Source organism: Alkalimonas delamerensis (assembly GCF_030717955.1).
GTDB classification, from domain to species: domain Bacteria; phylum Pseudomonadota; class Gammaproteobacteria; order Enterobacterales; family Alteromonadaceae; genus Alkalimonas; species Alkalimonas delamerensis.
Map to the genome: position 1 here is coordinate 645,663 of NZ_JAUZVY010000001.1, position 22,511 is coordinate 668,173.

The window sequence follows — 22,511 nt, forward strand, 5'->3', positions numbered from 1 at the left end:
ATCGTTTTATGTTTGATGTTGGTAAAACTTAGTGGGCAGGAACCAATAACACCTGCCGGTCAGGGATGACCGGTTGTGCTATTCGTTAAACCACTCAGAGAGGTAGTAAGACGAATAGTGATATGAGCTAAGCTGTACTGCTTTTTTCAGCATATCGCTACCCTGGGACAAAAATGCGTCAAATTCTGCCTATAGATTTATCTCTAATTGGCAAGGAAGTCAATACAGGATACTCTATGCAGCGATAAAAAAAACAACAAAACAGGTCCAATCCTGTCTGATAAGCCATAAAATGAAGCAAACGAAACTATGAATAAATACCTCAATAAATCTGTTTTTTCGGCGCTTTTAGCTGCAACTTCTTTGCATGCTGCCGAAGATTCTCAACTGCAACATCAAATGATGTTGTTGGGTGGTGGCGTCAGTATTTGTACCACCCGATCACTGGACAGTTGTGTTGCGGATGCACATTTATCTGCAGCAAGTTCAGCGGATGGCAGCGAGCAGGTCTTGTTGCAACAGACCAAAGATCCTTTCTCACGGCAGTTGATGCCAGAGTTTGTCCGAAGAGCAGCAGCTATTTCCGAGCGTGCTAAGCCGAAAGTCTTGGTGGTCACAGCCTCTTCAATGAATCCTTTTGCTGCGGTTGATTTTTATCAGCAACTGTTTGAGCAAGCGGGTGCCGAAGTCGTCTGGCTGCCGATTCATACAGCTTTCCAACATGCACAACGACTGGGGGCTGAGCAGGGCTGTAGCCAGCTGGATGCGCTTTTCGCCAACTACCATGGGCTGGAGGCTCCTTCTGAGCGCTATCCTGACCTGATGCGCTATCAACAGGATATTTGTAAAGGGGGCCATGACCGCACCGTGGCGATGATTGAAGCGGCCGATGCGATTTTCTTCAATGGTGGCGATCAGTCCAGAACTTTACAGGCATTGCGTACCGGCGATGGTCAGGCTACGCCTGAGCTGCAAGCGATTCAGCGTGGCCTGGCGGCAGGGCGCTTGTTGGTCGGGGGCACCAGTGCTGGTACTGCGGTGATGTCAGGCCGTGAAACCGCTAAGCTGCCGATGATCACCAATGGTGAGTCGCGGCATGCGCTGGCTTATGGCGCCCATGCGACTGAGCCACCAGAGCGCGACTGTGACGAAGCCGGCACTTGCCCAGAAGGTTTGCAAGAGCTGTCCCTGACCTACAACCCAGAAGGTGGTGCAGCATTATTCCCTTGGGGGATTTTGGATACACATTTTTCTGAGCGGGGCCGGGAAGGCCGGTTAATCAAACTGGCCCTGAGTACAGAGACCCGTTTTGGCTTTGGTGTGGATGAAGCCACAGCGCTGCTGGTTTCGACCCCTGCGAATTCATCCAATGAAGTCTGGTTTGAAGTGCAGGGCAAAGGCGGGGTATTTATTGCTGACCTTGCTGATGCCAAGCAGCTGGAGCAAGATAGCACTCTGGCGATTGATGCCGTCACCACCCATTACTTAACCCATGGTGACCGTGCTGTGCTTCGTGAGGGCGACTTTAGCATTCAGTTTGCCGACTGGAAGCAGCCCAATCTGACTCAGTCGTCAGTAATGCCAAGCGCTGATGCGGTGATGCAATCCAATCACTACCAGCAGTTGGCGGATACTTTGTGTGCAACGGGAGCGACCGAAGCACTGGGCAGCGATCAACTGGCTGATTTTAGCTTTCGGGTTAGGCTCAGACGTGTCGGGCAAACTCAAAGCCAAGTGGGTGAGGTTGAAAAAGACAATGGTCGTTTTGCCTTTTGCTCCTATCAGCATGTTCAGCTTGATCTTGAGCGCAGAACAGCAGCTTTAACCAACGAATGAGGTCTTGATGGCAGTGCAACCTGTGCATCCACTGGTAAAAGGATTGGCCGATCGGCTCAGGCAATGGGGCTGGTTGAAGCTGATTACCCTGGTCCAGTTGTTTGTGCTGCTGGCTACCACCTTGTTGGCGCTGGGTGTCTCTATGTTGCTTGGCGCTGGTATTCATTGGAACACAGTGCTTACAGTGCTGGTGCTGACTATTCTGATAGGGCCGCTGGTGGTAGGGCTGGTGTTCTATTTGATTCAGCAACTGGATGCTACCTTGCTTTATCTGGAAGACTCCAGCAGGCAGGAAAAGCGGTTAAATCAGCATTTGCAGGAGAATATCCGCCAGCTGAACTTTGAAATTGAGGAGCGGAAAAAAGCCTTTCAAGCCAAGCGCCGGGCTATTGATGAGCTCAGAGTCGAGATCCTGGAGCGGAAAAAGGCCCAACAAGAGCTGGAAGGCCAAACCCTGCTGATCCGCTCCATTGTCGACAGCTCGCCTGACTTGTTCTATTACCGGGATGAGTCCGGCCGTTTTGCCAGCTGCAATAAAATGTTCGAAGTCATTATGGGCAAGCCTGCTGCCGAGTTACTGGGGCGCCACCCAGCGGATATTTTTAAAGACGATACGGTGCCTTCTGCCATTTTGAGCGACCATGAAGTCACCGCTCAGCAATCGGAGTTGATTCTGGACGTCGAGTTTAGTGACAGCAAAGGACAAAGCCTGTGGTTTGAGATGCGCAAGGTGCCGTTTTTCGACAAGCAAGGGCGCTCCATCGGCTTGCTTGGCTTTGGCCGGGACATTACCTCCCGTAAGCTGGCCGAGCAGGCGCTGGAAAAAGCCTATCAGGACAAAGGCAAGTTTATAGCGACGCTGAGCCATGAACTGAGAACCCCACTCAATGGCATTGTTGGTCTGACTCGGCGCTTGCTGGACAGTGAGCTGTCGGAGCCGCAGCGCAGTTGGGGACAGACCATTTTTACCAGTGCCGAGACCCTGGGCAATATTTTCAACGACATCATCGATCTGGATAAAATCGATCGGCAGGATCTGGATATTGTTTATCAGAGTGTCGAAATCAATGGCTTTGTAAAAGACATCTGCAACTTTGCTGAATTGATTTGCCAGCAGAAAAACCTGAGCTTTGAATGGACGTTGCATGCACCTTCCGACTGTTACCTGCAGTTGGATCCAACCCGGGTTCGGCAGGTTCTCTGGAACTTACTGAACAATGCCGTCAAGTTTACCAGCCAGGGCAGCATCCGACTCCATTGTGAATTGTTGCAGCATGACCGCAGTCAATTGCTGCTCAAAGTGGAGGATACCGGTATTGGCATCAGTCAGCACGAGCAAGCACGTATTTTTGATATGTATTACAAGTCGAGTGACGGCCGTCGCTTGAGTGTGGTTGGCTCTGGCATTGGTTTATCGGTTTCCAAAGCCCTGATCGAGGCAATGGAAGGCGCGATCAGCCTGCACAGTGATGTGGGCGAAGGCAGTTGCTTTGAAATTTTATTGCCAACCCGCTTAATGGCAGCTCCTAAACCAGCCGCGATCGAGTGCCCTGAGCTCACCATTTTGCTGGTAGAGGACATTCCACTCAATGCGGATATTGCCATCAGCTTGCTGGAGCAGCGTGGTCATACCGTGATCCATGCTGAAACGGGTGAGGATGCACTGGCTTTATTGGAAACGGAAGATGATCTGGATTTGGTTTTGCTGGATATGCAGCTGCCGGATATGACAGGGGATCAAATTGCCAAAATCATTCGCCAGGAAATGCATTTAAAGCATTTACCAATCGTGGTGCTCAGTGCTAACGTTCGTAAAGCCGAAGAGCAGCTGGCGGGCATTCGGGTGGATGGTTCTTTAGCCAAACCACTGAATACCAATAACCTGGATCAATTGTTGGCACAGCTGTTTTCCCCCAGCGCTTTAAAAACCTCGGCCACTAGGCCGCAAGCAGAAAACGATTACATGCTCGATACAGCAACTCTGGATGATTACCTGCAGTCGCTTGGCAAAGCCACCATGCAGCGCAGTGCCAAACTCTTTGCGCAACTGCTGCCGGGGTACATCAACAAGATGTTGGAAGAAGCTGTACACCAACGGCTGGAAGCATTTCAGGAAGCGGCTCATACCCTAAAAGGTGCGGCGGCCTCGGTTGGGTTGTTGTGGGTGCAAAAGCAAGCAAAGAAGTACGAAGACATGACGGCACCGAATTGGGCCCAGTTGGAGCGGCAATTGATTGACTTTCATCTAACAGCAGAGCGGCACCTGGCCGCTCTGTATGATTACCTGGAGCAATAGTTTTAGTCTTGATCGATGGTACCAACGAAGCGGTAGCCTTCACCATGAATGGTGCTGATCAGCTCTGGTGTGTCCATATCGGTTTCAAAGTGTTTGCGAATGCGGCGAATGGTGACATCGACGGTACGATCATTCGGGCGCAATTCACGGCCGGTCATATGGCGGATAAGCTGTTCACGGGTAAAGATTTTTCCAGGGGTGTCCAGCATCAGGCGCAGGGCGCGATACTCGCCTTTTGGCAAACGACGCGATTCCCCTTTGGGCGAGGTCAGGTTGCGGCTGTTTTCATCCAAAGTCCAGCCATTGAACGTCACCACGCTTTTGTGCTCAGTGACTACTGGCTGAGCAACGGTCCGGCTCAGTAAGTTGCGGGCACGGATAGTCAGCTCACGCGGGTTGAATGGTTTGGTCAGATAGTCATCGGCACCAATTTCCAGCCCCAGAATACGGTCCACTTCACTGTCGCGTCCGGTCAGGAAAATCAGGCCAATCTTCTCCTTTTGACGCAGTTCACGGGCCAGAATCAAGCCATTCTTCCCTGGCAGGTTGATGTCCATCACAATCAGGTTGACCTTGTTTTCGGCCAGGCGTTGGTTCATTTCTTCACCGTTGACGGCTTCAATAACATCATAGCCTTCACCTTGAAACAGGCTGACCAGGTTGGTGCGGGTCACTTCTTCATCTTCAACGATCAGAACGACAGGAGTCTGCATAGAATTAACCTTATGTAAAATTTGTAGAGTTAGTGAATCTGTACGACGCGCAATAATGACAGAACATTGTCAATTAATTCGCAATTATAGCTTTGCCCGTCTTTGTTAACAAGTATTTTTGTTAACATTTAGCGCTGGAAGCTGTGTATTCATCGCCTTTTGCTTAATTTGTATTGGGAAATCAGTTGGTTAATCTTTAGCCGTCTACTTGGTGATTACCGGAAACTCAATCAGCACATGCACACCTTCCCCCAAAGAGCTCTCCAGTTGAATCTTGCCCCGCAGCGCTTGTGTTACCAGGTTATACACCAGGTGCAAACCAAGCCCGCTACCGCCTTCTCCCCGCTTGGTGGTGACAAAAGGGTCAAAGATGCGCTTGCGGATTTGCTCTGGCACGCCGACGCCATTGTCTTGATAAATAAGCTGGCACTGCTCGTTTTCAATGCTGACTGTAATGCTGATTTTACCGCTTTGTTCGTCGGGGAACGCATGAATCAGACTGTTCATAATCAGGTTAATCAGGATCTGATTAATCGGGCCGGGCTTGCTCTCTATCCTGAGATTTTCCGGGCAGTTGACAATGACTTCATGATTGGTTTTTTTCAGGTTAGGTCGAAGAGACAGCAGTACCTCATTGATCAGTTGCGCCACGCTAAAGTCGCGGGTGTTGTCGCTGGACTGATCGACCGCGACTTGCTTAAAGCTGCGGATCAGGCTGGCTGCCCGTTCCAGGTTGCGGTACACAATACCCAGGTTTTCCTCTGCTTCACTTAAAAAACGCGCCAGCTGCGATGACGTCAGGGTCTTTGCTGCAAAGTTTTGTTCGATGACTTTCAATTTGTCTTGCAACAGGCTGGAGGCTGTGACACCCAGACCAATAGGCGTATTCACCTCATGGGCGATGCCAGCTACCATTTGACCTAAACTGGACATCTTCTCGGTTTCGACAATCTGATTTTGGTACTGGTGCAGTGTTTCCAGGGTGTTCAGCAGCTCTTGATTGGATTCTTTCAGCGCCAGAGTGCGCTCCGATATTTTTTGCTCCAGGCTTTGGTTTAATTGCCGGATTTCCTGTTCGGCATGATGTAACTTACTGAACTGGCGCTCAGTTTTATCCAGCATTTGATTTAAAGCCTTGCTAAAAGCAGCCAACTCAGCCAGATGGGTGTCTGGTGCTCTTAAACTGAAGTTTTGCGTTTTGGTAATGCTTTGCACTTGCTCAAGCAGGGTCTGCAACGGACCGGTCAAAAACCGTTGCAAGTGATTTGCTGCAAGAAAAGCCAGCAGCAATGCGACTAAGCCGATGGCAATATCGGATAACACTCTGTTTTGGCGGTAGGCTGCCAGCTCGGATTTGGTGGCACGCAGGTAAGTGTAGCCTATCAACTGATCCCGATATTCGATCGGATGCATCAACTCCAGGTAGTCGCGGCTTTGAACGGGCTTTTGCAGTTGGTCCAGACGATGATATTGGGTGGGGTAGGGGCCAATGGTGACTCTGTTGTAGCTGCTAAAAAACTCAGGCTGCGAGTCGGCACTGTTCAGGCTGTACAAATGAATATTGTTGATGATGGGCACCGCAGCAAAGGCCTGCAGTTGTTGCTCCAGGGTATCGGTGTCCTGGCGCTCCAAAGCCGCTGCGGTGCTAATGGCAATAATGGTAGCGTAAGCCTCAAGCTGTTGCTCAAGTTTTCGGTATTGGGCATTAATGTCATGGATACTTGAAAGGGCAAGCGACGCGATCAAGGTCAGGCTGCAAATGAGCATCACCATGCCAATCAGCAGTCCTTTAATTGAAAAGTTTTTATGCATCATCTGCGCATGGTATCCCGGTCAGGTCTTAGAGGTGATTGCGTGCAAAAAACAATTCACAAAAAGCAGATGCTTTCTGCTCGCAAAGTCAGGCGTCTGCCTCTATGATGGTATGCAGAAAATGACGATTTCGCAAACCCCTGACTTGCTTTTAATTTTGAATGACAGTTGAGGCTTCCATGGATTTGTGGCACCAGTACCAACAGGTCGTTTTTATCAGCCACCAGCCGTTTGCTAAAGACAGCAGTTTTGCCATTATCTCGGCCGCCAACCCTGCAGGAAACAACACTCCCTTAGGCTTTAACCTATGCAGAAATATGGCATTGGCTGCTGCTTTGCATCAGTCTGGTGTGCGTTATCGGAAAATTATCGGCGCTGCCCCGGACAAAAGCTTTCAAGAACCAAGCTGGGCTGTTTTTTGTTCGAGGCAAGAAGCAACTTCCATAGCCATGGCCTGGCAACAAAATGCACTGTATTGGATTGAGCAGGGGGAGTTATGGTTGCTGCCGGCGCTGATGCAGCAAGAAGAAAAAGCGCTTGGTTCTTTTCAGCAGCGTTTAATCCTCGCGTCTTAGCACGCGCAATATAGGCTCGAGTTCCATGCCAAGCTGGGCCTCCAGCTGGCGCTTATCCATGCGTTGGCGAATTTGCGCCACTTCCGACTCCGGAGTTTGAAGAAAAGGCGCAAAATCACTGACACAGATACAGCGCACTGCAGGCTCGGATTGATCCGGTAATTGCATGATACGCACCAGCTGATGTGGGCAGGGAAAAGTTCGGTTGGGATCTTGCAAACAATCCTCAAAGGCTGCCCACGCTGTTGCCGGGCCAAAGAGCAAGCATGCTGCTGCAATCGAAACTTTCCTGCTAAACATGGGATCAGGCTCCTGTTTTGATGCACTGGTAGATGGTAAAGCCAGCTTCCTGAGCCAGTATAGTACAGTGGCCGAAGCTTTCCTGCAGCCATTGCGCGTAAGGCAGGTGATTGTTGGCGACCAGCGTCAGGCTGCCTCCCGGGCTTAACCTGGACGGGCAAGCGCGGATAAAGGCTTCGGCAATGCTGTAGTCGGTCTTTTGGCCGGTATGAAAAGGCGGGTTGCTGACAATGTGCTGAAAAACCGCTGGCTCTGCTGGCAAGCCATCTGCCAACAGCACAAGGCCCGACAGTTGGTTGGCTGCCAGGGTTGCTTCGGTGGCCGCTGTGGCCAGGGTACTGACATCGGAGGCAACAATCTCAAGGGCCGGGTTTTTCGCTTTCAGCCAGGCGGCGATGACACCGGAGCCGCAGGCAAAGTCGAGCACCCGACCCGATTGGATGTTATCCAGGTGCTTGAGCAATAAAGCGGTGCCTTTATCCAGTTTGCCATGGTTAAAAACCCCGGGATAGGAATGGATTTGCAATGCGATGCCAGCCAGAGTGGCTGTAAATGGCTGACTGGCTATAGCGGCAGGGCTTAACTTGCCGTTCACCACAAACCAAAGTGCATGGCGGGCATTGTCCAGTTTATGGGCTGATAATTGCCAGTTGCTCAGTTGTTTGGGCAAGGTTTTAATGCCACTTTTATTATCGCCGACGATAAAAACTTCAGCCGCTTCGGCCAGCAGAGGCTCCAGCTGAGCCAGCATAAAACCCAGCTGCTCTTTGCTCTTGGGGTAAAACAGCACCGCCGATGCGAAGCGCTGGGCAAAGCTGGGCTTTAGCGCGCTGCTGCATGGCAACCCTGCTTGCGAGTAGCGTTCGGCCACCGCCAGGTGTGAACTGTAAACGGCGCACTGCGGACGAAACGAAGCAGGCAGCTGGCTGGCCAACTGGTCCAGTGGTGGCTCGACCAGCAAGGTCGGACCCGGCAAGTCGGCCAGGTTACGCAGCAGCATTTGGCTGGCAGTGCTCAGCATGTTAAGACTCCCGCTTGAACATCAAGTCCCAAACACCATGGCCAAGCTTTTTGCCACGGAGTTCAAACTTGGTCAGGGGCCGATGTGCCGGGCGCTCGATATAATCCTCAGTTGCGGACAGGTTGGCAAAGCCTTCGGCGGCCTGCATCACTTCCAGCATGTGCTCGGCATAATGCTCCCAGTCGGTCGCCATATGAAACACGCCGCCTGGCGCCAGCTTTTGCCGCAGCTGCTGCACAAAGTCAGGCTGCACAATACGGCGTTTGTGGTGCTTCTTCTTCGGCCAGGGATCGGGGAAAAACAACTGAATGCAAGCCAGGCTTTGGTCGGGGATCATCTGCGCCAGTACTTCGACTGCATCGTGCTGAAATACCCGCAGATTGGTAATGCCAGCAGCTGCCGCATCAGCCAGGCAAGCACCGACACCAGGCCGGTGTACTTCAATGCCGATAAAGTTTTTTTCCGGCGCGGCCGCTGCCATTTGCACCAGGGATTTTCCCATACCAAAGCCGATTTCCAGTACGGTATCGGCCTTGCGGCCAAACAGGGCGGTTAAATCGAGCAGTTGGGGTTGGTAATCTACCCCCATGCCGGCCCAGTGCTGCTCCAGCGCCAGTTTCTGTGCTTTGGTTAAGCGCCCTTCCCGCAGCACAAAGCTACGGATTTTCCGCATGTACGATGGGGACTCAGGCTGCTGGCTGACTGCAGGCTCAGCAGAAGGGGTTGGCTGTTCGCTCATGGCGGGCTCCGGCTATCAAACTATGGCCGCGTATTATCGGTGTTCTGCCTTTGAAGCTCAACCTGCATTTTTCCGACATAGCTGCCGGCTAGTTTTCATCCAGAAACGGGCTCCTGCCCGCCTTGCTGGACGGGCACTAGCTAGCTGGCTGTGGCATACTGTGCCGATGGTCGGGCTTAAACAGAGGTAGCCTTGAACGATTTTGCACAACAGGTGATCGACTGGCAACAACAGCAGGGGCGGCATGACTTGCCCTGGCAGCAAGCGATCACTCCCTACAAGGTGCTGGTGTCGGAGCTGATGTTGCAGCAAACTCAGGTCAGCACTGTGATTCCGTATTTTCAACGCTGGTTGGCGCGTTTTCCCGATGTGGAAACCCTGGCCCAGGCCGAACAGGATGAAGTGATGGCTCTGTGGCAGGGGCTGGGCTATTACGCCCGGGCGCGCAATCTGCACAAAGCGGCCAAAGCCATTGCCGAACTGGGGGCTTTTCCGTCCGATCTGGTCAGCCTGCAACAAATCCCGGGCATAGGGCGCTACACCGCCGGGGCCATCCTATCCTTTGCTTACGATGCGTATGGCCCTATTGTCGATGGCAATGTTCGCCGGTTGTTTTGCCGTTACTTCGCGCTGGAGGGGCATGCCGGTCAAAGCCAACTGGAAAAACGCCTGTGGCAGCTGGCCGAGCAGTTAACACCGGCGCAGAACAACCGCCGCTTTGCTCAAGGCTTGCTTGACTTGGGTGCCACACTCTGTACTGCCCGTAAACCAGACTGCGAGCGCTGCCCGTTGCAAGCCGACTGTCAGGCGTATCGGTTGCAACAGGTCGAGCACTTTCCACGGCCGAAGCCGAAAAAAGTCAAACCCAGCAAAGAGGGACACTTTCTTTGGGTGCAGCAGCAGGACCAGCTGTTGCTGGAACAACGACCCGACAGTGGTATCTGGTCGTCGCTGCTGGCATTGCCGCAAGTGGATCCGGCGGATCCGGTGCTGCAGCAGGCCGAGTCGGTCGGCAGTTTTCGCCATCAGTTCAGTCATTACCAGCTGGAGGCAACCATTTGGCAGCCGCAGCAGCAGGTCGAGGAGCTGGCAGGGCAGGGCTGGTATCACCGCCGTCAGCTGACGGAAGTCGCTTTACCGGCGCCGATCCGCAAATGGATAGAGCAGCAGTTAAAGCAATCTGGTGTGGATTAAGATAAACTAAGCAGAACTAAGGTGTTAAGAGGCGTTTATGGCACGTACAGTTTTTTGCCAGTACCTGAAAAAAGAAGCGGCCGGGCTGGATTTTCAGCTCTACCCCGGTGAGCTGGGCAAGCAAATTTTTGACTCCATCAGCAAAGAAGCCTGGGCTTTGTGGCAAGCCAAACAAACCATGCTGATCAATGAAAAAAAGCTCAATATGATGGATGCCGAGCATCGCAAGTTGCTGGAAGCTGAAATGAAAGCTTTTTTGTTTGAAGGCAAAGACATTGCCATTGACGGCTATACGCCACCCAAAAGCTGAACCAACCGACTGAATCTCAGGAGAGCTCACTGAGCCATGGCGCGACGATTACCTCCGCTCAATGCGTTAAAAGCCTTTGAATCTGCTGCCCGTCATCTGAGTTTTACCAGAGCGGCCGAAGAGCTGTTTGTCACTCAGGCAGCGGTCAGCCATCAAATCAAAGCGTTGGAAGAGCACCTGGGGCTGAAACTTTTTTTGCGGAAAAACCGCGCTTTGCTGCTGACCGAAGAGGGGCAGGGCTACTTTCAGGATATTCGCGAGATCTTTTTGCAATTGCATGATGCCACCGAAAAGCTGCTGGCGCGCGGTGCCAAAGGCTCGCTGACGGTCAGCATGCAGCCCAGCTTTGCCATTCAATGGCTGGTGCCTAGGCTGAACTTGTTCAGTGAGCAGCACCCGGACATTGATGTGCGCATTAAAGCGGTGGATCAGGACGAAGGCTCTTTGACCGACGATGTCGATGTGGCGGTTTACTATGGTCGGGGCAATTGGCGCAACCTGCGATCGGACAAACTGCAGGCCGAGTACCTGTTGCCGGTCTGTTCGCCGTTGCTGTTAAGCTCCGGCAAACCCTTGTCGGAAGTGACCGATTTGCGCTTTCATAACCTGCTGCATGATGGTTCACGCAAGGCCTGGAAGTCCTGGTTCGCCAGTCAGGGGTACAAGCACTTTAATGTCAATCAGGGGCCAATTTTCAGCCATTCCTCGATGGTGCTGCAGGCGGCCATTCATGGTCAGGGCGTGGCGCTGGCGCACAATGTGCTGGCCCGGCCGGATATCAGCTCGGGCCGTTTAATCGTGCCTTTTAATCATGTGCTCTTGTCCAAGGATGCCTATTACCTGGTGTGTCGGGAAAGTCAGGCCGATTTGGGCAAAATCACCGCCTTTCGCCAATGGTTGACCGCTGTGGTGCAGCAGGAGCAGGAACAATTTAATGAGCAACAATTTACCAATGCCGTCGCCGCTGATTGAGCGCCCGGCCAGGCCGTTCGCCCGTTTGCTACTGGCGCACGGTGCTGGCGCCGGCATGCAAAGCGACTTTATGCAGTGGCTAAGTTCGGCTTTGGTGGCCGAAGGCATCGAAGTCTGGCGCTTTAATTTTCCTTACATGCAGCAACAGTTGGCGGAGCAAAAAAAGCGGCCGCCCAACCCAATGCCAAAGCTGCAACAGGCGTTTGTTGCACAAATCCAGCAGTGCCCGCAGGATTTACCGCTCTTCATTGGCGGCAAATCCATGGGCGGACGGGTGGCATCCATGCTGGCGGTGGAAGCTAATTTGCCAATCCGGGGGGTGCTGGCCTACGGTTATCCATTTCATGCACCGGGTAAAGACCAGTACCGCACCGATCACTTTGCCGATCTGACCAGCTCACTGCTGATCCTGCAGGGTGAACGCGATACCTTTGGTAACCAGAGCGAGTTGGCTGATAAGCAGTGGCCAGGGGTCAGCCTGCATTGGCTGGCGGATGGCGATCACAGTTTTAAACCTCGTAAAAAAAGCGGCCTGACCCAGGCGCAACTGATTGCTCAGGCCGCAGCCATCAGCCGGGGCTGGATGGCGTCACAGTCAGAGGTGCCACATGCCGGGCGCTAGCTTGCTGAAGCTCAGTAACAGTCTGGCCGGACTCTATGGCGCAGCTGTGGTCGCCTTGGCGGCGGTCACCATGCACCTTGGGCTAACGCAACTGACATCAGCAGAGCTTGCTGTGGTGGTCAGTGCGCTGTCGATGCTGGCGCTGCATAGCTTGGCCATTTTGCTGCTTGGCAGCAAGTTACAGGCCCGCTGGATGGAAAAAACCGTTCTGCTATGCTGGCATCTGGGCTGCTGGTTTTTTGTTTACACCTTATTGGCTGGTGTGTGGCAGTTACCGCTGCACTATGGTCCTTTAGCCCCGCTTGGGGGACAATTGATGATTCTGGGTTGGTTGCTACTGGCCATCAACCCCTGGCTTGGAAAGCGCACATGAAGCAATTATTGCTCTATTGTCGTTCCGGTTTTGAAAAAGACTGTGCGGCGGAAATTCAGGAAAAAGCAGCACAGCATGAGGTGTTTGGCTATTGCAAGCTCAGCAATCACAGCGCTTATGTGATTTTTGAGGCTTACGATGGCGAAGCACTGCTGCATTTCTTTCGTACCTTCGCCTTGTCGCAACTGGTGTTTGCCCGCCAGTGGTGCCTGTTGCTGGAACCTTTGCTGGAGCTGCAGCCGCACGACAGGGTCAGCACAGTGCTGGAGGCGGCCACTGCGCATGAGCTGCAAGGCTGTGGCCAGCTGCGGGTAGAGTACCCGGAAACCAACGACGGCAAGACCTTGTCGACGCTGGCACGTAAGCTGACGGTACCTTTGCGGCTGGCACTGCGCAACCAGCACGCTTTAACGGCAAAAGAGCGGGATGACAAGCCGGTGCTGCACCTGTTTTTGCTCTCCGGCAGTGAGGCCATGTTGGGGCTCAGCTACCCGAAAAACAACAGCCCGCTGGAAAACGGCATCATGCGGCTGAAGTTTCCAAAAGACGCGCCCAGCCGCAGCACTTTGAAGCTGGAAGAGGCCTTTTTAACCTTTATTCCGGCCAGTGAGCGGCCACAGCGCCTGGCTGCAGGTCTGAGAGCGGTGGATCTTGGCGCCAGCCCTGGCGGCTGGACCTATCAATTGGTGCGGCGCAGCATGATGGTCACTGCCATTGACAATGGCCCGATGGATCCGGCGCTGATGGAAACCGGCCAGGTCAAGCACCTGCAGGTCGATGGCTTTAAATTCCAGCCGGCCAAGCAAAATGTCTACTGGCTGGTCTGCGATATGATTGAAAAGCCGGATCGGGTGGCGATGCTCATTTGCGACTGGCTAATCAATGGCTGGTGTCAGGAAAGCATTTTTAACCTGAAACTGCCGATGAAAAAACGCCATCAGATGGTGGAGCAGGTGTTGGAGCAGGTGCATCAGCGCTTGCACGAAGCCGGAATCCGCTATCGCTTGCAGGCCAAGCATCTGTATCACGACCGCGAAGAAGTGACGGTGCATATTCAGCGCAAGTCGTAACGCCATTTTGGTGTTCATTTTCAACCGAAAACCGCCAGCTTTCAATCAGGCGGTTTTTTTATGGGGGTAGTGCTGCTGTGCTTTATCAACGACAACTGGCAGATTTTTGCTGAAGGGCTGCCAGGTTTAAGCCGGCTTCGCGCTGCGAGCTAAAAAATAAAAACACACAGCCAGCAATGCATAGCGTGGTAGTGTGATGGCGATGGTATGGAGCAACTGAGGTTGTGATTGCATTACAAAGTACAACTGCAACAGCACCACAGGTGCAAGCAACAAGGCATAAAAAGTTGCATCAGGCTTTTTAACGGCCAGCTTACTGATCAAAGCCAGTACCAAAAACGCTGCCGCCAGCGGCACTGCGACCGTGAACAAATCGACCAGGGTAAATGCCAGCAAGCCTGATACCTGTGCAACAGGTCTTAACATGTCAGCAGGGATAACGACCGCAGCACCTATGCCAGCAATCACTATGGATGCATAAGCCAGCGCAACTCCTAAAATCACTGCGATGAGTCGGTTTTTTAGAGATTCCATCTATGGTCCTTATTGTCTGATGCCCCAATGCTCGGTGTATGTTTGCCAACCCGGTAGAAGCAACGCCTGTTGTGATCTGGGTAAGAATAAAAAACCTGTTAGGGTTTTGAATCCACATATTTACAGCAATCTCTTATGACATTGATTGCGAAGTTATCAGATTGAAGCTGAGTTCTATCGCTGCCAAACTGCATCCCGCCAGGCGTATATACAGAGCTATTTAATTCAAGGAAAATGGTACTATTTGCGGGTATTTCAAGACTTTCGCTTCTGCTTGGCATGCCTGACCACCTGGTCCAGCTGGTCTTTATTGTTACAGTGCCGGGCGTCAATCTGACAAATGAGAAAGCATTATTTGGTAAAGACGCCTTCTCCACATCATTGATGTGAACTTTCATCTCATAGGCTGTTGGAGGTGAAACTCTCCTGTAAAACACTAAGATACTTTCACCATCAGATGGTGCTGGTATTTTCACCTCATCAAACGTCAGGGCATCTTTTGGTGCAGAGGCACATGCCGTTAGAAGAAAAAGCATTAAAATGAGTAAGTATTTCATGGGTATGACTCTGCTAAATGACATAGTCCAATTGTTTAGAAGCATTTTGATACCAACTGGAGCTTTTTTCAATTCTTTGATGAAGTAAAGTTAGCGAAAAGCTTGTTGACAATAAACAAAATTTTAACGCTTGATTGTGATATGACCTGTTATGACAGGTTTTTGCTTGCGATTTGCAGGTAAGCAGCTGGTGTACTTTGAACAGAGTGTTTGTACAGGCCAGGCTTGCTGATTTTTGGCATTAAAAAAACCGCCGCAGCGGTTTTTTTAGTGGAGTAAGCGGGGAGCTTACAGCCGTTCCAGCATAGCTGCTGTGAAGTCGGTGGTGCCGTGGCTGCCGCCAAGATCGCGGGTGGTGCGATCGCCGCTGGCAATCACATCGGTCAGGGCCGCTTTGATTTTCTCGGCTTTGTCTTTCATGCCCAGATGCTCCAGCATCTGAATCGACGCCAGGATAACCGAGCTAGGGTTGGCCAGGTTTTTACCAGCAATGTCCGGCGCGCTGCCGTGCACGGCTTCGAAAATCGCGCAGTCTTCACCAATGTTCGCACCCGGAGCCATGCCCAAGCCGCCGACCAAGCCAGCGCACAAGTCGGACAGGATATCGCCAAACAGGTTGGTGGTGACAATCACATCAAACTGCTGCGGGTTCATCACCAGCTGCATGCAGGCGTTATCAACAATCATTTCCTGCATCTGAATGTCGCTGTACTGAGCCGCCACTTCACGCGCTACTTTTAAGAACAGGCCAGAAGTGGACTTCAGGATATTGGCCTTGTGCACTACGGTCACTTTTTGACGCTGCTCACGGCGTGCCAGCTCAAAGGCAAAACGCACAATACGCTCGGCACCTTCACGGGTGATGATGCTGGTAGCCTCGGCGACCAGGCCATCTTCGGACACCACCTGGCCATGGCCGGAGTACATGCCCTGGGTGTTTTCCCGGATGGTGATGATATCGATGTTCTCGTAACGGGCTTTGGTGCCTTTGAACGAAATCACCGGCCGTACATTGGAGTACAGATTGAACTGTTTGCGTAAGGTCACATTGATGGAGGTAAAACCTTCGCCAACCGGCGTGGTCAATGGCCCTTTTAAGGTGATTTTGTTGCGGGCAATCGCATCCAGTGTCGCCTGAGGCAACAGCTCACCTGTTTTTTCCAGCGCTGTTAAGCCAGCATCTACGTACTCGTAAGCAAAGTCACAGCCAACCTTGTCGAGGATCTGAATGGCTGCTTCAACAATACTGGGACCGATGCCATCACCTTTGATGACCGTAATGGTTTGGGTAGTCATGAAAAACCCTTTAATTAGCTATCGTGGAATTGGAGGCTGGGCAGAGCTGCCCGAAATCGCGGCAAATTATAGCACTTTTTCCTGATATGATGCCAGTTTGTAGGAAGCTTACTTGATATACGACCTTAGTCGCAGACTTTGCCGCCATAAATTAAGTAATAAAACTACATCATGCTGGGCAGTGGGTAATAGCAAAGTGCTAACAGGGCGGCATCGGCTTGCTCTGTGAGCTGAGTGGGTGGTGCTGGTTGCAGCATCAGTTGATCGCACTGTGTGTAAGCCTGATGCAGTTGCTGGCTGTATAGCCGGACTGTGGCAGGCTGAGCATGCGCGCTGTCGGGCAACCGAAAGTACAGCAAAGCCTTTTGCAGGGCAGGGGGCAACTGGTAATGATGACAGAGCCACTGCAGCCGTTTTAAAAACTCATTGGACTGCCAGATTTGTCGCCGGCACAGCTGCTGCAAGTGCTGGCAACCGGCTGGCGTCAAGCCGGGCAGATAACGCAAAGCGCCTTGCTGCCACAAAGGCAGACAAAGCAGCCAGCTAAGCAGCTCGGTCTGAGCGGCCGGCAGGTTGGTTTCAGTCTTGCGCAGAGCCAGATGCAGCATACGCCGCAGTTGCAGCAACCACAGATTAAAGGGCTGTTGCTGTTGCTGCGCAAATTGCAAACACTGGCTTTGCGCCAACAACCACGGCAGCTGACTGCTCCCCAGCAACAAGAGTGCGTGTTTCAGCTGGCCAATGGCTTGCTTACTGCGATTGGCCTGGCTGGCCGCTTCAAGCAGCAGCTGCGTGTCGGTAGGGTTTTGCTCCAACTGTTGCAGCAGCTCGGGTTGAGGCAAAGCGCAAAGTGCTTCAATATCTGCATAATTGAGCGGAGAGGCTGTGCTTTGTTCTGGCCAGAGCTGCGGGATCAGTTCAGCGGCGCAGGCTTTGTCGATTTGCTCCAGCCATCCCCAGTCGCTAAAGCGACTTTGAAGCTGATGCTCTGGCTCTACCAGCTCAGTCACGGCTTGCACTGGCCCTTGCAGCCGGTCGCTTTGCAGCGGCAGCAGCAGCCAGCAATCGTCTTGCTGGTCGAGCACCAGATAGCATTGCCCGGCACTTTGCAAGCGTTGACCACAGCGCCACAGAGTTGGTCCTGTGCTGGCTAGTGTACTCAGATGGTGTTGGCTATAGGGATCCAGCTGCCGCCAGAACAAGCTTTGCAGCTTTAGCAACAAGCCGGCATTGGCGCTAAGACACAATCGACTGGCCAACTGATAGCTCAGCGCTAAAGCACTACTGAATGGGTTTTGTTGCCAATAGGGAAGATTCGCGGCCTTGGGATGACACTGTTGCAGCCAATGGCGGCTGTAAGCGGGCAATTGCTGATTGTAGCGGGCCAGACTGTAGCGGGCGGCTAAGTGCAGCAGTTTGGAGTTTGAGCGCTGTTCTGCGCTCAGGCGATTCAAGGGCTCGGCAACAGCCAGCAAGCCAAGCAAAGCAGTGCTTAGCAGTTGAATGCGCAGCTTTTCAGGCCATTGCTGCTGGTAAGACAACACCAGCAGCAGGCAAGCTTGCCGCATGGCTACCAGGGTCGCGAAGGGTGCTTGTTCGGCGCTTAATTGCAGTTGAGCCAGCAAACTGTATGGGCTCTGCTCAGCCTGGGCCAGTATCGCCTGAGCCAGTTGCTCGGCTTGAGATTGCAAGTTTTCCAGGCCAGCCGGCTCGCCCCCCGAGCGGTAAAAGTCGCTGATTGCCTGATACAAAGCCGGCCAGCTGCGTGGCTTAGTCTGGGGTTGGGCGTTCGCGTTCATAGCGCTCGATGGCTTCGTTGCCGATGGCGACCAGTTGCCGATCGACAAACAGCAGGGCGGTGCACTCATCTTCGGTGGTGATGCCGTCAGCAATGGCGCGGTGGGTGCGGTAGTACAACAGTTGGTGGACTACGCCATCTTTGCGGTAGGCCCGGGTAATATCGGGCCCGCCCAGCCGCTCAATCACTTGCTGCTGTTGTACCCCTGCTGTTGGCTCCAGCGTTTTAATGAACTTGGCATTGAAGGTTTCCCGGATTTGCCAGTTCATCTGGGAGGGATCGTCCGGGTAAAAGCGCAAAATGGCTGCCATAATCAGAAAATACAAGGCGATGCCGCCTACGACCAGAGCCAGGATCCTAAGCATGGGCGGCCTCAGATTTCGGGTAGCGCAATTGCTGCAGGTTCAATCCCAGCTCCAGATCACAGCGAGGCTGAAACAACTGCAAAAAGCACTGGATGGCTGCTTTGTGCTCGGCCAGTTTGCTGCGCACTGCTTTCGGGCAATCCGGGTGTTGCATGATGGCGCTGAAGGTATCGCCCAGCTGCAGGATCTCGACCGCTGTTTTGGGTCCGATGCCGGCAACGCCAGGAATATGATTGGTACTGTCTCCCACCAGGCTCCAGTAGCGAATTAAGCGATTGGGCGCAACGCCAAACTTCTGCTGAACGTAGTTGGCATCTGGCCACTCCCGCTTAAAGTGATCGTACAGCCGGACGCCGCTATCCAGTAACGGGAAGTACCCCTTGTCGGTGGAGACTACCGTAACCTCTTGTTGGTGTTGGCGCATTTTACTGGCGAGCGAAGCAATGATGTCATCGGCTTCAAAACCGTCCTGCTGATAACTGCTGATGCCCGAGCTTTCCATATGACGCAGCAAGCCGGGCAAGGCCTGCTGCAACAAAGCGGGCATCGGACTGCGGTTGGCTTTGTAATCGGGGTAGAGCTGATGCCGCCAGGTGGGCTGACTGCTACTGCTGTCAAACACCAGCAACAGATGGCTGGGCTGACAGTGTTTAACGATGCTGAGCAGGGATTTGTCCAGAGCCTGAGTGGTGTTTTGAATGATCTGCTGACGGGTGGCTTCGGTCAGTTGATCAGGCAAAGGCTGATAAGGACGCTCCTGCACAGCGTAGAGCCTCCGGATCAGGTTCATTGCATCTATCAACACCAGATGAGTCATGACTTATTGTAAAATCCTGTAGCAGGGTTCGTAGCTGCTGCCCGGTAGCTTCATCCGGCCTTGCTCAACAAAGGCTTGCAACAACTTGTCCATCATCCGCATCAGCTCTGCTTCGCCACTGAGTAAAAATGGACCATGTTCCGCAATGGCACGAATGCCCTCATCTTTGACATTGCCGGCGACAATGCCGGAAAAAGCACGCCGTAAATTTGCTGCCAGTGTCGCGGTATCTTGCTGGCGGTGCAAGTCCAATGCGGCCATATTGGTATGGTTCGGGACAAATGGTTGCTGAAACTCTTTCTCGATTTTAAGGGTCCAGTTAAAGTGGTACGCATCCCCTGCATCCCGGCGGTAGCTGCGGACCTCCTGACAACCGGCTTTTAATGCCTGAGCAACCGCTGCCGGATCGTCAATGATGACCTGAATTAGATCCAGCGCTTCTTGCCCCAGTGTGTGTTCGATAAAGTGAATGATTTCTTCGAAGTAGGCTTCGCTGCTTTTTGGCCCGGTCAGAATCACCGGCAGCTTCTGCGCCTTATTGTCGTCGTGCAGCATAATGCCCAGCAGATAGAGCAGCTCTTCGGCGGTGCCGGCCCCACCCGGGAAAATAATGATGCCATGGGCCACCCGGACAAAGGCTTCCAGCCGCTTTTCGATATCGGGTAAGATCACCAGCTCATTAACAATAGGATTGGGTGGCTCTGCTGCGATGATGCTGGGCTCGGTCAGACCCAGGTAACGGCCCTGGCCGATCCGTTGTTTGTTGTGGCCAATGGTGGCGCCTTTCATCGGCCCTTTCATCGCGCCGGGGCCACAGCCGGTACAGATATTCAGGCCACGCAGTCCCAGCTGATAACCCACGTCTTTGGTGTACTGGTACTCTTTTTCCCGAATGGAGTGGCCGCCCCAGCAGACAATCATGTTGGGCTCAGTGGTGCAGCCCAGCACTTGTGCGTTGCGCAAGATATCAAACACACTGTGGGTGATGTGTGCGCTGTTGGCTAAGTCTAAACGGTTGGCGTTGACTTTAAGCTGGGTGTGGTAGAACAGGATGTCGCGCAACACCGCAAACAGATGTTCATGAATACCACGGATAATTTGCCCATCGACAAAGGCATCCTGTGGAGGATTAAACAGCTCGATTTTAATGCCCCGTTCGCGGCTGATCAGGTTGACGGAAAAATCCTGAAACTGCTGGTAAATTTCGGCTGAGCTGTCGGTGTGGCTACCGACATTTAACACCGCTAGACAGCAGTTGCGAAACAACTGAAAGGCTTCTTTGTTGGTGGTTTGTTTTAGCCGGTCTACTTCCAGCTGCGACAACAGGCTCATTGAGCCAACAGGGTTTAACTGCACATGCATGAATGACTCCCCGATCCCTAGGCTTTGGGTTTTAATACCACCCGATCCCTGCCAGCGTGTTTGGCTTCGTACAAGGCTTCATCGGCACGGTCAAAGGCCGCCTGCACATTATCGTGATTCACCAGTTCAGTCGCACCGAAAGACAGGGTAATAGGGACTCGTTTATTTTTGAATTTGAATGGAATTTTCTTAATTTTTTCCCGCAGGTTGTTCAGCGGTTTTTCCAGCTCACTGAGCTGTGTTTCCGGAAATAAAATAACAAACTCTTCGCCACCATAACGGGCGATAAAGTCGGTTTCACGCAGGCTTTGTTTCAAGGCTTTGGCGATGACTTTCAGGGTCTTGTCGCCGGCGCTGTGGCCATAGTTGTCATTGATGCTTTTAAAGTGATCGACATCGCCAAGAGCGACACAAAGCGGGGTGCCATAGCGTTGGTAGCGTTTGAGCTCCAATTGAAAGCGTTCATCAAAAGCTGCCCGGTTGGGGATTTCGGTTAAAGCATCTTGCAGACTGCGGAATTTTTGCTCCGCCAGTTTTTTCTGGAATTGTTGGGCTTCGGATTCCAGCTCAATCAAGCGATGTTCCATTGCTTTGAGTGAGTTGAGCATCAGATCGCGTTCTTGCTTTTCCAGTTGCTCTTTTTCCGCCAGTGACGCTGTGATCTCGCTTAGACGCTCATTGACCAGGCTTTTTAGTTGATCCAGGCTGGTAGCATTTTTACTGTCTTTGCCAAAGGCATCGATTTTCAGCTCGAGCTGTGCATTGAGCTGACTGAGTTTGGCATGCAGGCTGCTGGATTGGCTGAGTGAGGAAACCAGTGATTTTTGCACCTGCTCCAATGTGTTGTGCAGCTGCAACAAAAAGTGCTGGGCCGACTGACGCTCGGTGTTGATGCTGGCCACAATGATGGTGATGGTATTGAGGCAGGCATTGAGTAAATCTTCGATCCCAAGATGATCCATCAGCGATTGACGAATCCGATCGATATCGTTGGAAAATTGCTCGGCGAAACTCATTTCGCTCAGTAAGTTGGTTAGCTCGACTGAAATTTGGCGGCAGATATGGCCGTAACGATCGGTATCCGGTTCGACTTCAGTGTCCAGTTTTGCTTTGGCTGTTAATGCATTTTGATACAGCCTGGCCAGATCGGTTAAATGCGGTAGGTAGGCATGAACAGTCGGGGAACTTTCATTCACTTTGCTCAGCAAGGCGCGTAAGTCACGCCGCAGTTGATCCGGCAAGCCGCGTTGTTTTTGCAGCAGCTGGCCGGCTTCTTTTAGCCCATGCTGCAGCTTGCGTATATCCTGTTCATTCTTGCTTTCCAGGTGCTTTAACCCATCGCTTAAGCTTTGCACTAAAGGCAATAACTTTTCCAGATCAGTGCCTCTGGCCAGCTCGAGCCGGAGTTTGGCCAGTTTGTTGTCCAGCTCAATATCCAAACCTTTGCATGCCAGGGACAAGCGGGAAACAAACTTAGCCAGAATGGTAAACTGGCTTTGGTAGGTGTCTTCCAGCTGTTTACGGGCTTTAAGCGCCTGCTCCAGTTGCTGTTTTAAGTCGTCTTGCAACGGCGTCACCATGAATGAATGTAAGTTCGTTGAAACAAATGAAGGGGAGTAGCACTAAGTATATATGCTAGCACAAGAATTGCGACTGTTGTTTGACAATAGCAGGTTTTGTTTGCGGTAAAAACAAGCCGGCATCCGCCGGCTTGTTTGTTGTAGGGTGGGGACCATCAGCTCTTTGGCTGTTTGTGTCCACCAGGTTACTTTTTACATAAGTAGTAGGGTAACCAGGATTGCTCTTCTGTTGAGGTCAGCTGTTCCATCGTCAAATTCATCCATTGCTCGAGTGCAGCTCAGTCGATCTGAACTACTGAATGAATTATAAGCAAAAAAGCTTCATTTTGAAAGTTAAACTGAAAGTTTTCAGTGTGGTTTTCATTGATT

22 protein-coding genes are annotated in these 22,511 nt (G+C 52.2%); 9 read left to right on the forward strand and 13 right to left on the reverse strand.

What is annotated here, in order from left to right; genetic code table 11:
• Positions 1 to 309 precede the first annotated feature (309 nt).
• Positions 310 to 1,836, forward strand: coding sequence for a cyanophycinase (locus tag Q3O59_RS02935; RefSeq protein WP_305944159.1), 1,527 nt, complete (start codon positions 310 to 312; stop codon positions 1,834 to 1,836).
• Positions 1,837 to 1,843: 7 nt separating this feature from the next.
• Complete coding sequence (locus Q3O59_RS02940) at positions 1,844 to 4,132, forward strand: ATP-binding protein (RefSeq protein ID WP_305944160.1); 2,289 nt, start codon at positions 1,844 to 1,846, stop codon at positions 4,130 to 4,132.
• A gap of 2 nt (positions 4,133 to 4,134) precedes the next feature.
• Here the strand turns inward: Q3O59_RS02940 and arcA are convergent, their stop codons facing one another.
• Together arcA and Q3O59_RS02950 are read right to left on the reverse strand one after the other, a co-directional pair.
• Positions 4,135 to 4,845, reverse strand: a complete 711-nt coding sequence (gene arcA, locus Q3O59_RS02945) for a two-component system response regulator ArcA (protein WP_228590344.1) — start codon at positions 4,843 to 4,845, stop codon at positions 4,135 to 4,137.
• A 204-nt stretch (positions 4,846 to 5,049) separates the two neighbouring features.
• Positions 5,050 to 6,660, reverse strand: a complete 1,611-nt coding sequence (locus Q3O59_RS02950) for a sensor histidine kinase (protein ID WP_305944161.1) — start codon at positions 6,658 to 6,660, stop codon at positions 5,050 to 5,052.
• Between the two features lie 176 nt (positions 6,661 to 6,836).
• Between Q3O59_RS02950 and Q3O59_RS02955 the strand changes: the two genes are divergently transcribed.
• Positions 6,837 to 7,232, forward strand: a complete 396-nt coding sequence (locus Q3O59_RS02955) for a DUF3293 domain-containing protein (protein WP_305944162.1) — start codon at positions 6,837 to 6,839, stop codon at positions 7,230 to 7,232.
• On the opposite strand, the gene Q3O59_RS02960 is transcribed toward Q3O59_RS02955, so the two are convergent.
• The 3 genes from Q3O59_RS02960 to trmB form a co-directional block, all read right to left on the reverse strand.
• The gene (locus tag Q3O59_RS02960; protein ID WP_228590336.1) at positions 7,215 to 7,400 is read right to left on the reverse strand and encodes a hypothetical protein; all 186 of its coding nucleotides are present in this window, start codon (positions 7,398 to 7,400) and stop codon (positions 7,215 to 7,217) included. The genes Q3O59_RS02955 and Q3O59_RS02960 overlap by 18 nt on opposite strands.
• A 136-nt stretch (positions 7,401 to 7,536) precedes the next feature.
• Entirely contained in the window at positions 7,537 to 8,553 is a 1,017-nt protein-coding gene (locus Q3O59_RS02965; protein ID WP_305944163.1) for a class I SAM-dependent methyltransferase, read from the reverse strand.
• 1 nt (position 8,554) lies between these two features.
• Positions 8,555 to 9,226, reverse strand: a complete 672-nt coding sequence (gene trmB, locus Q3O59_RS02970) for a tRNA (guanosine(46)-N7)-methyltransferase TrmB (RefSeq protein ID WP_305944443.1) — start codon at positions 9,224 to 9,226, stop codon at positions 8,555 to 8,557.
• Between the two features lie 258 nt (positions 9,227 to 9,484).
• Here trmB and mutY point away from each other — a divergent pair, with 258 nt between their 5' ends.
• Genes mutY through rlmM form a run of 6 tightly spaced genes read left to right on the forward strand, consistent with a single transcriptional unit; the run spans position 9,485 to position 13,833 of the window.
• Positions 9,485 to 10,486 carry an A/G-specific adenine glycosylase gene (gene mutY / locus Q3O59_RS02975; RefSeq protein WP_305944164.1) on the forward strand — a complete coding sequence of 334 codons (1,002 nt, stop codon included), beginning with the start codon at positions 9,485 to 9,487 and terminating at the stop codon, positions 10,484 to 10,486.
• Positions 10,487 to 10,523: 37 nt separating this feature from the next.
• Complete coding sequence (locus tag Q3O59_RS02980) at positions 10,524 to 10,796, forward strand: oxidative damage protection protein (RefSeq protein WP_228590330.1); 273 nt, start codon at positions 10,524 to 10,526, stop codon at positions 10,794 to 10,796.
• Positions 10,797 to 10,832: 36 nt separating this feature from the next.
• Positions 10,833 to 11,768 carry a transcriptional regulator GcvA gene (locus Q3O59_RS02985; protein WP_228590328.1) on the forward strand — a complete coding sequence of 312 codons (936 nt, stop codon included), beginning with the start codon at positions 10,833 to 10,835 and terminating at the stop codon, positions 11,766 to 11,768.
• Positions 11,731 to 12,390, forward strand: coding sequence for an alpha/beta family hydrolase (locus Q3O59_RS02990; protein WP_305944165.1), 660 nt, complete (start codon positions 11,731 to 11,733; stop codon positions 12,388 to 12,390). The genes Q3O59_RS02985 and Q3O59_RS02990 overlap by 38 nt, the downstream gene beginning before the upstream one ends.
• On the forward strand, positions 12,377 to 12,763 hold the full coding sequence (locus Q3O59_RS02995; protein ID WP_305944166.1) for a DUF423 domain-containing protein: 387 nt from the start codon (positions 12,377 to 12,379) through the stop codon (positions 12,761 to 12,763). The genes Q3O59_RS02990 and Q3O59_RS02995 overlap by 14 nt, the downstream gene beginning before the upstream one ends.
• The gene (rlmM, locus tag Q3O59_RS03000) at positions 12,760 to 13,833 is read left to right on the forward strand and encodes a 23S rRNA (cytidine(2498)-2'-O)-methyltransferase RlmM (RefSeq protein ID WP_305944167.1); all 1,074 of its coding nucleotides are present in this window, start codon (positions 12,760 to 12,762) and stop codon (positions 13,831 to 13,833) included. Before Q3O59_RS02995 ends, rlmM begins: the two co-directional genes overlap by 4 nt.
• Before the next feature lie 126 nt (positions 13,834 to 13,959).
• Here rlmM and Q3O59_RS03005 read toward each other — a convergent pair whose 3' ends face one another.
• The 8 genes from Q3O59_RS03005 to Q3O59_RS03040 all read right to left on the reverse strand — a co-directional run bounded on the left by Q3O59_RS03005 (position 13,960) and on the right by Q3O59_RS03040 (position 22,139).
• Positions 13,960 to 14,367, reverse strand: a complete 408-nt coding sequence (locus Q3O59_RS03005) for a hypothetical protein (protein ID WP_305944168.1) — start codon at positions 14,365 to 14,367, stop codon at positions 13,960 to 13,962.
• 98 nt (positions 14,368 to 14,465) lie between these two features.
• Positions 14,466 to 14,924, reverse strand: a complete 459-nt coding sequence (locus tag Q3O59_RS03010) for a hypothetical protein (protein ID WP_305944169.1) — start codon at positions 14,922 to 14,924, stop codon at positions 14,466 to 14,468.
• A gap of 288 nt (positions 14,925 to 15,212) precedes the next feature.
• Positions 15,213 to 16,220: an isocitrate dehydrogenase gene (locus tag Q3O59_RS03015; RefSeq protein WP_305944170.1), complete on the reverse strand. Its 1,008-nt coding sequence runs from the start codon at positions 16,218 to 16,220 to the stop codon at positions 15,213 to 15,215.
• A 164-nt stretch (positions 16,221 to 16,384) separates the two neighbouring features.
• Entirely contained in the window at positions 16,385 to 18,019 is a 1,635-nt protein-coding gene (locus Q3O59_RS03020; RefSeq protein ID WP_305944171.1) for a hypothetical protein, read from the reverse strand.
• Positions 17,991 to 18,383: a DUF3192 domain-containing protein gene (locus Q3O59_RS03025; protein WP_305944172.1), complete on the reverse strand. Its 393-nt coding sequence runs from the start codon at positions 18,381 to 18,383 to the stop codon at positions 17,991 to 17,993. The genes Q3O59_RS03020 and Q3O59_RS03025 overlap by 29 nt, the downstream gene beginning before the upstream one ends.
• Positions 18,376 to 19,200 carry a flap endonuclease Xni gene (xni, locus tag Q3O59_RS03030; protein WP_305944173.1) on the reverse strand — a complete coding sequence of 275 codons (825 nt, stop codon included), beginning with the start codon at positions 19,198 to 19,200 and terminating at the stop codon, positions 18,376 to 18,378. The genes Q3O59_RS03025 and xni overlap by 8 nt, the downstream gene beginning before the upstream one ends.
• A gap of 3 nt (positions 19,201 to 19,203) precedes the next feature.
• Positions 19,204 to 20,562 (reverse strand): nucleotide 5'-monophosphate nucleosidase PpnN, encoded by a 1,359-nt coding sequence (gene ppnN, locus Q3O59_RS03035; RefSeq protein WP_305944174.1) that lies wholly within the window; start codon positions 20,560 to 20,562, stop codon positions 19,204 to 19,206.
• Positions 20,563 to 20,579: 17 nt separating this feature from the next.
• A complete protein-coding gene (locus tag Q3O59_RS03040) occupies positions 20,580 to 22,139 on the reverse strand; it encodes a diguanylate cyclase (RefSeq protein WP_369812349.1) in 1,560 nt (519 codons plus the stop codon).
• Positions 22,140 to 22,511 lie beyond the last annotated feature (372 nt).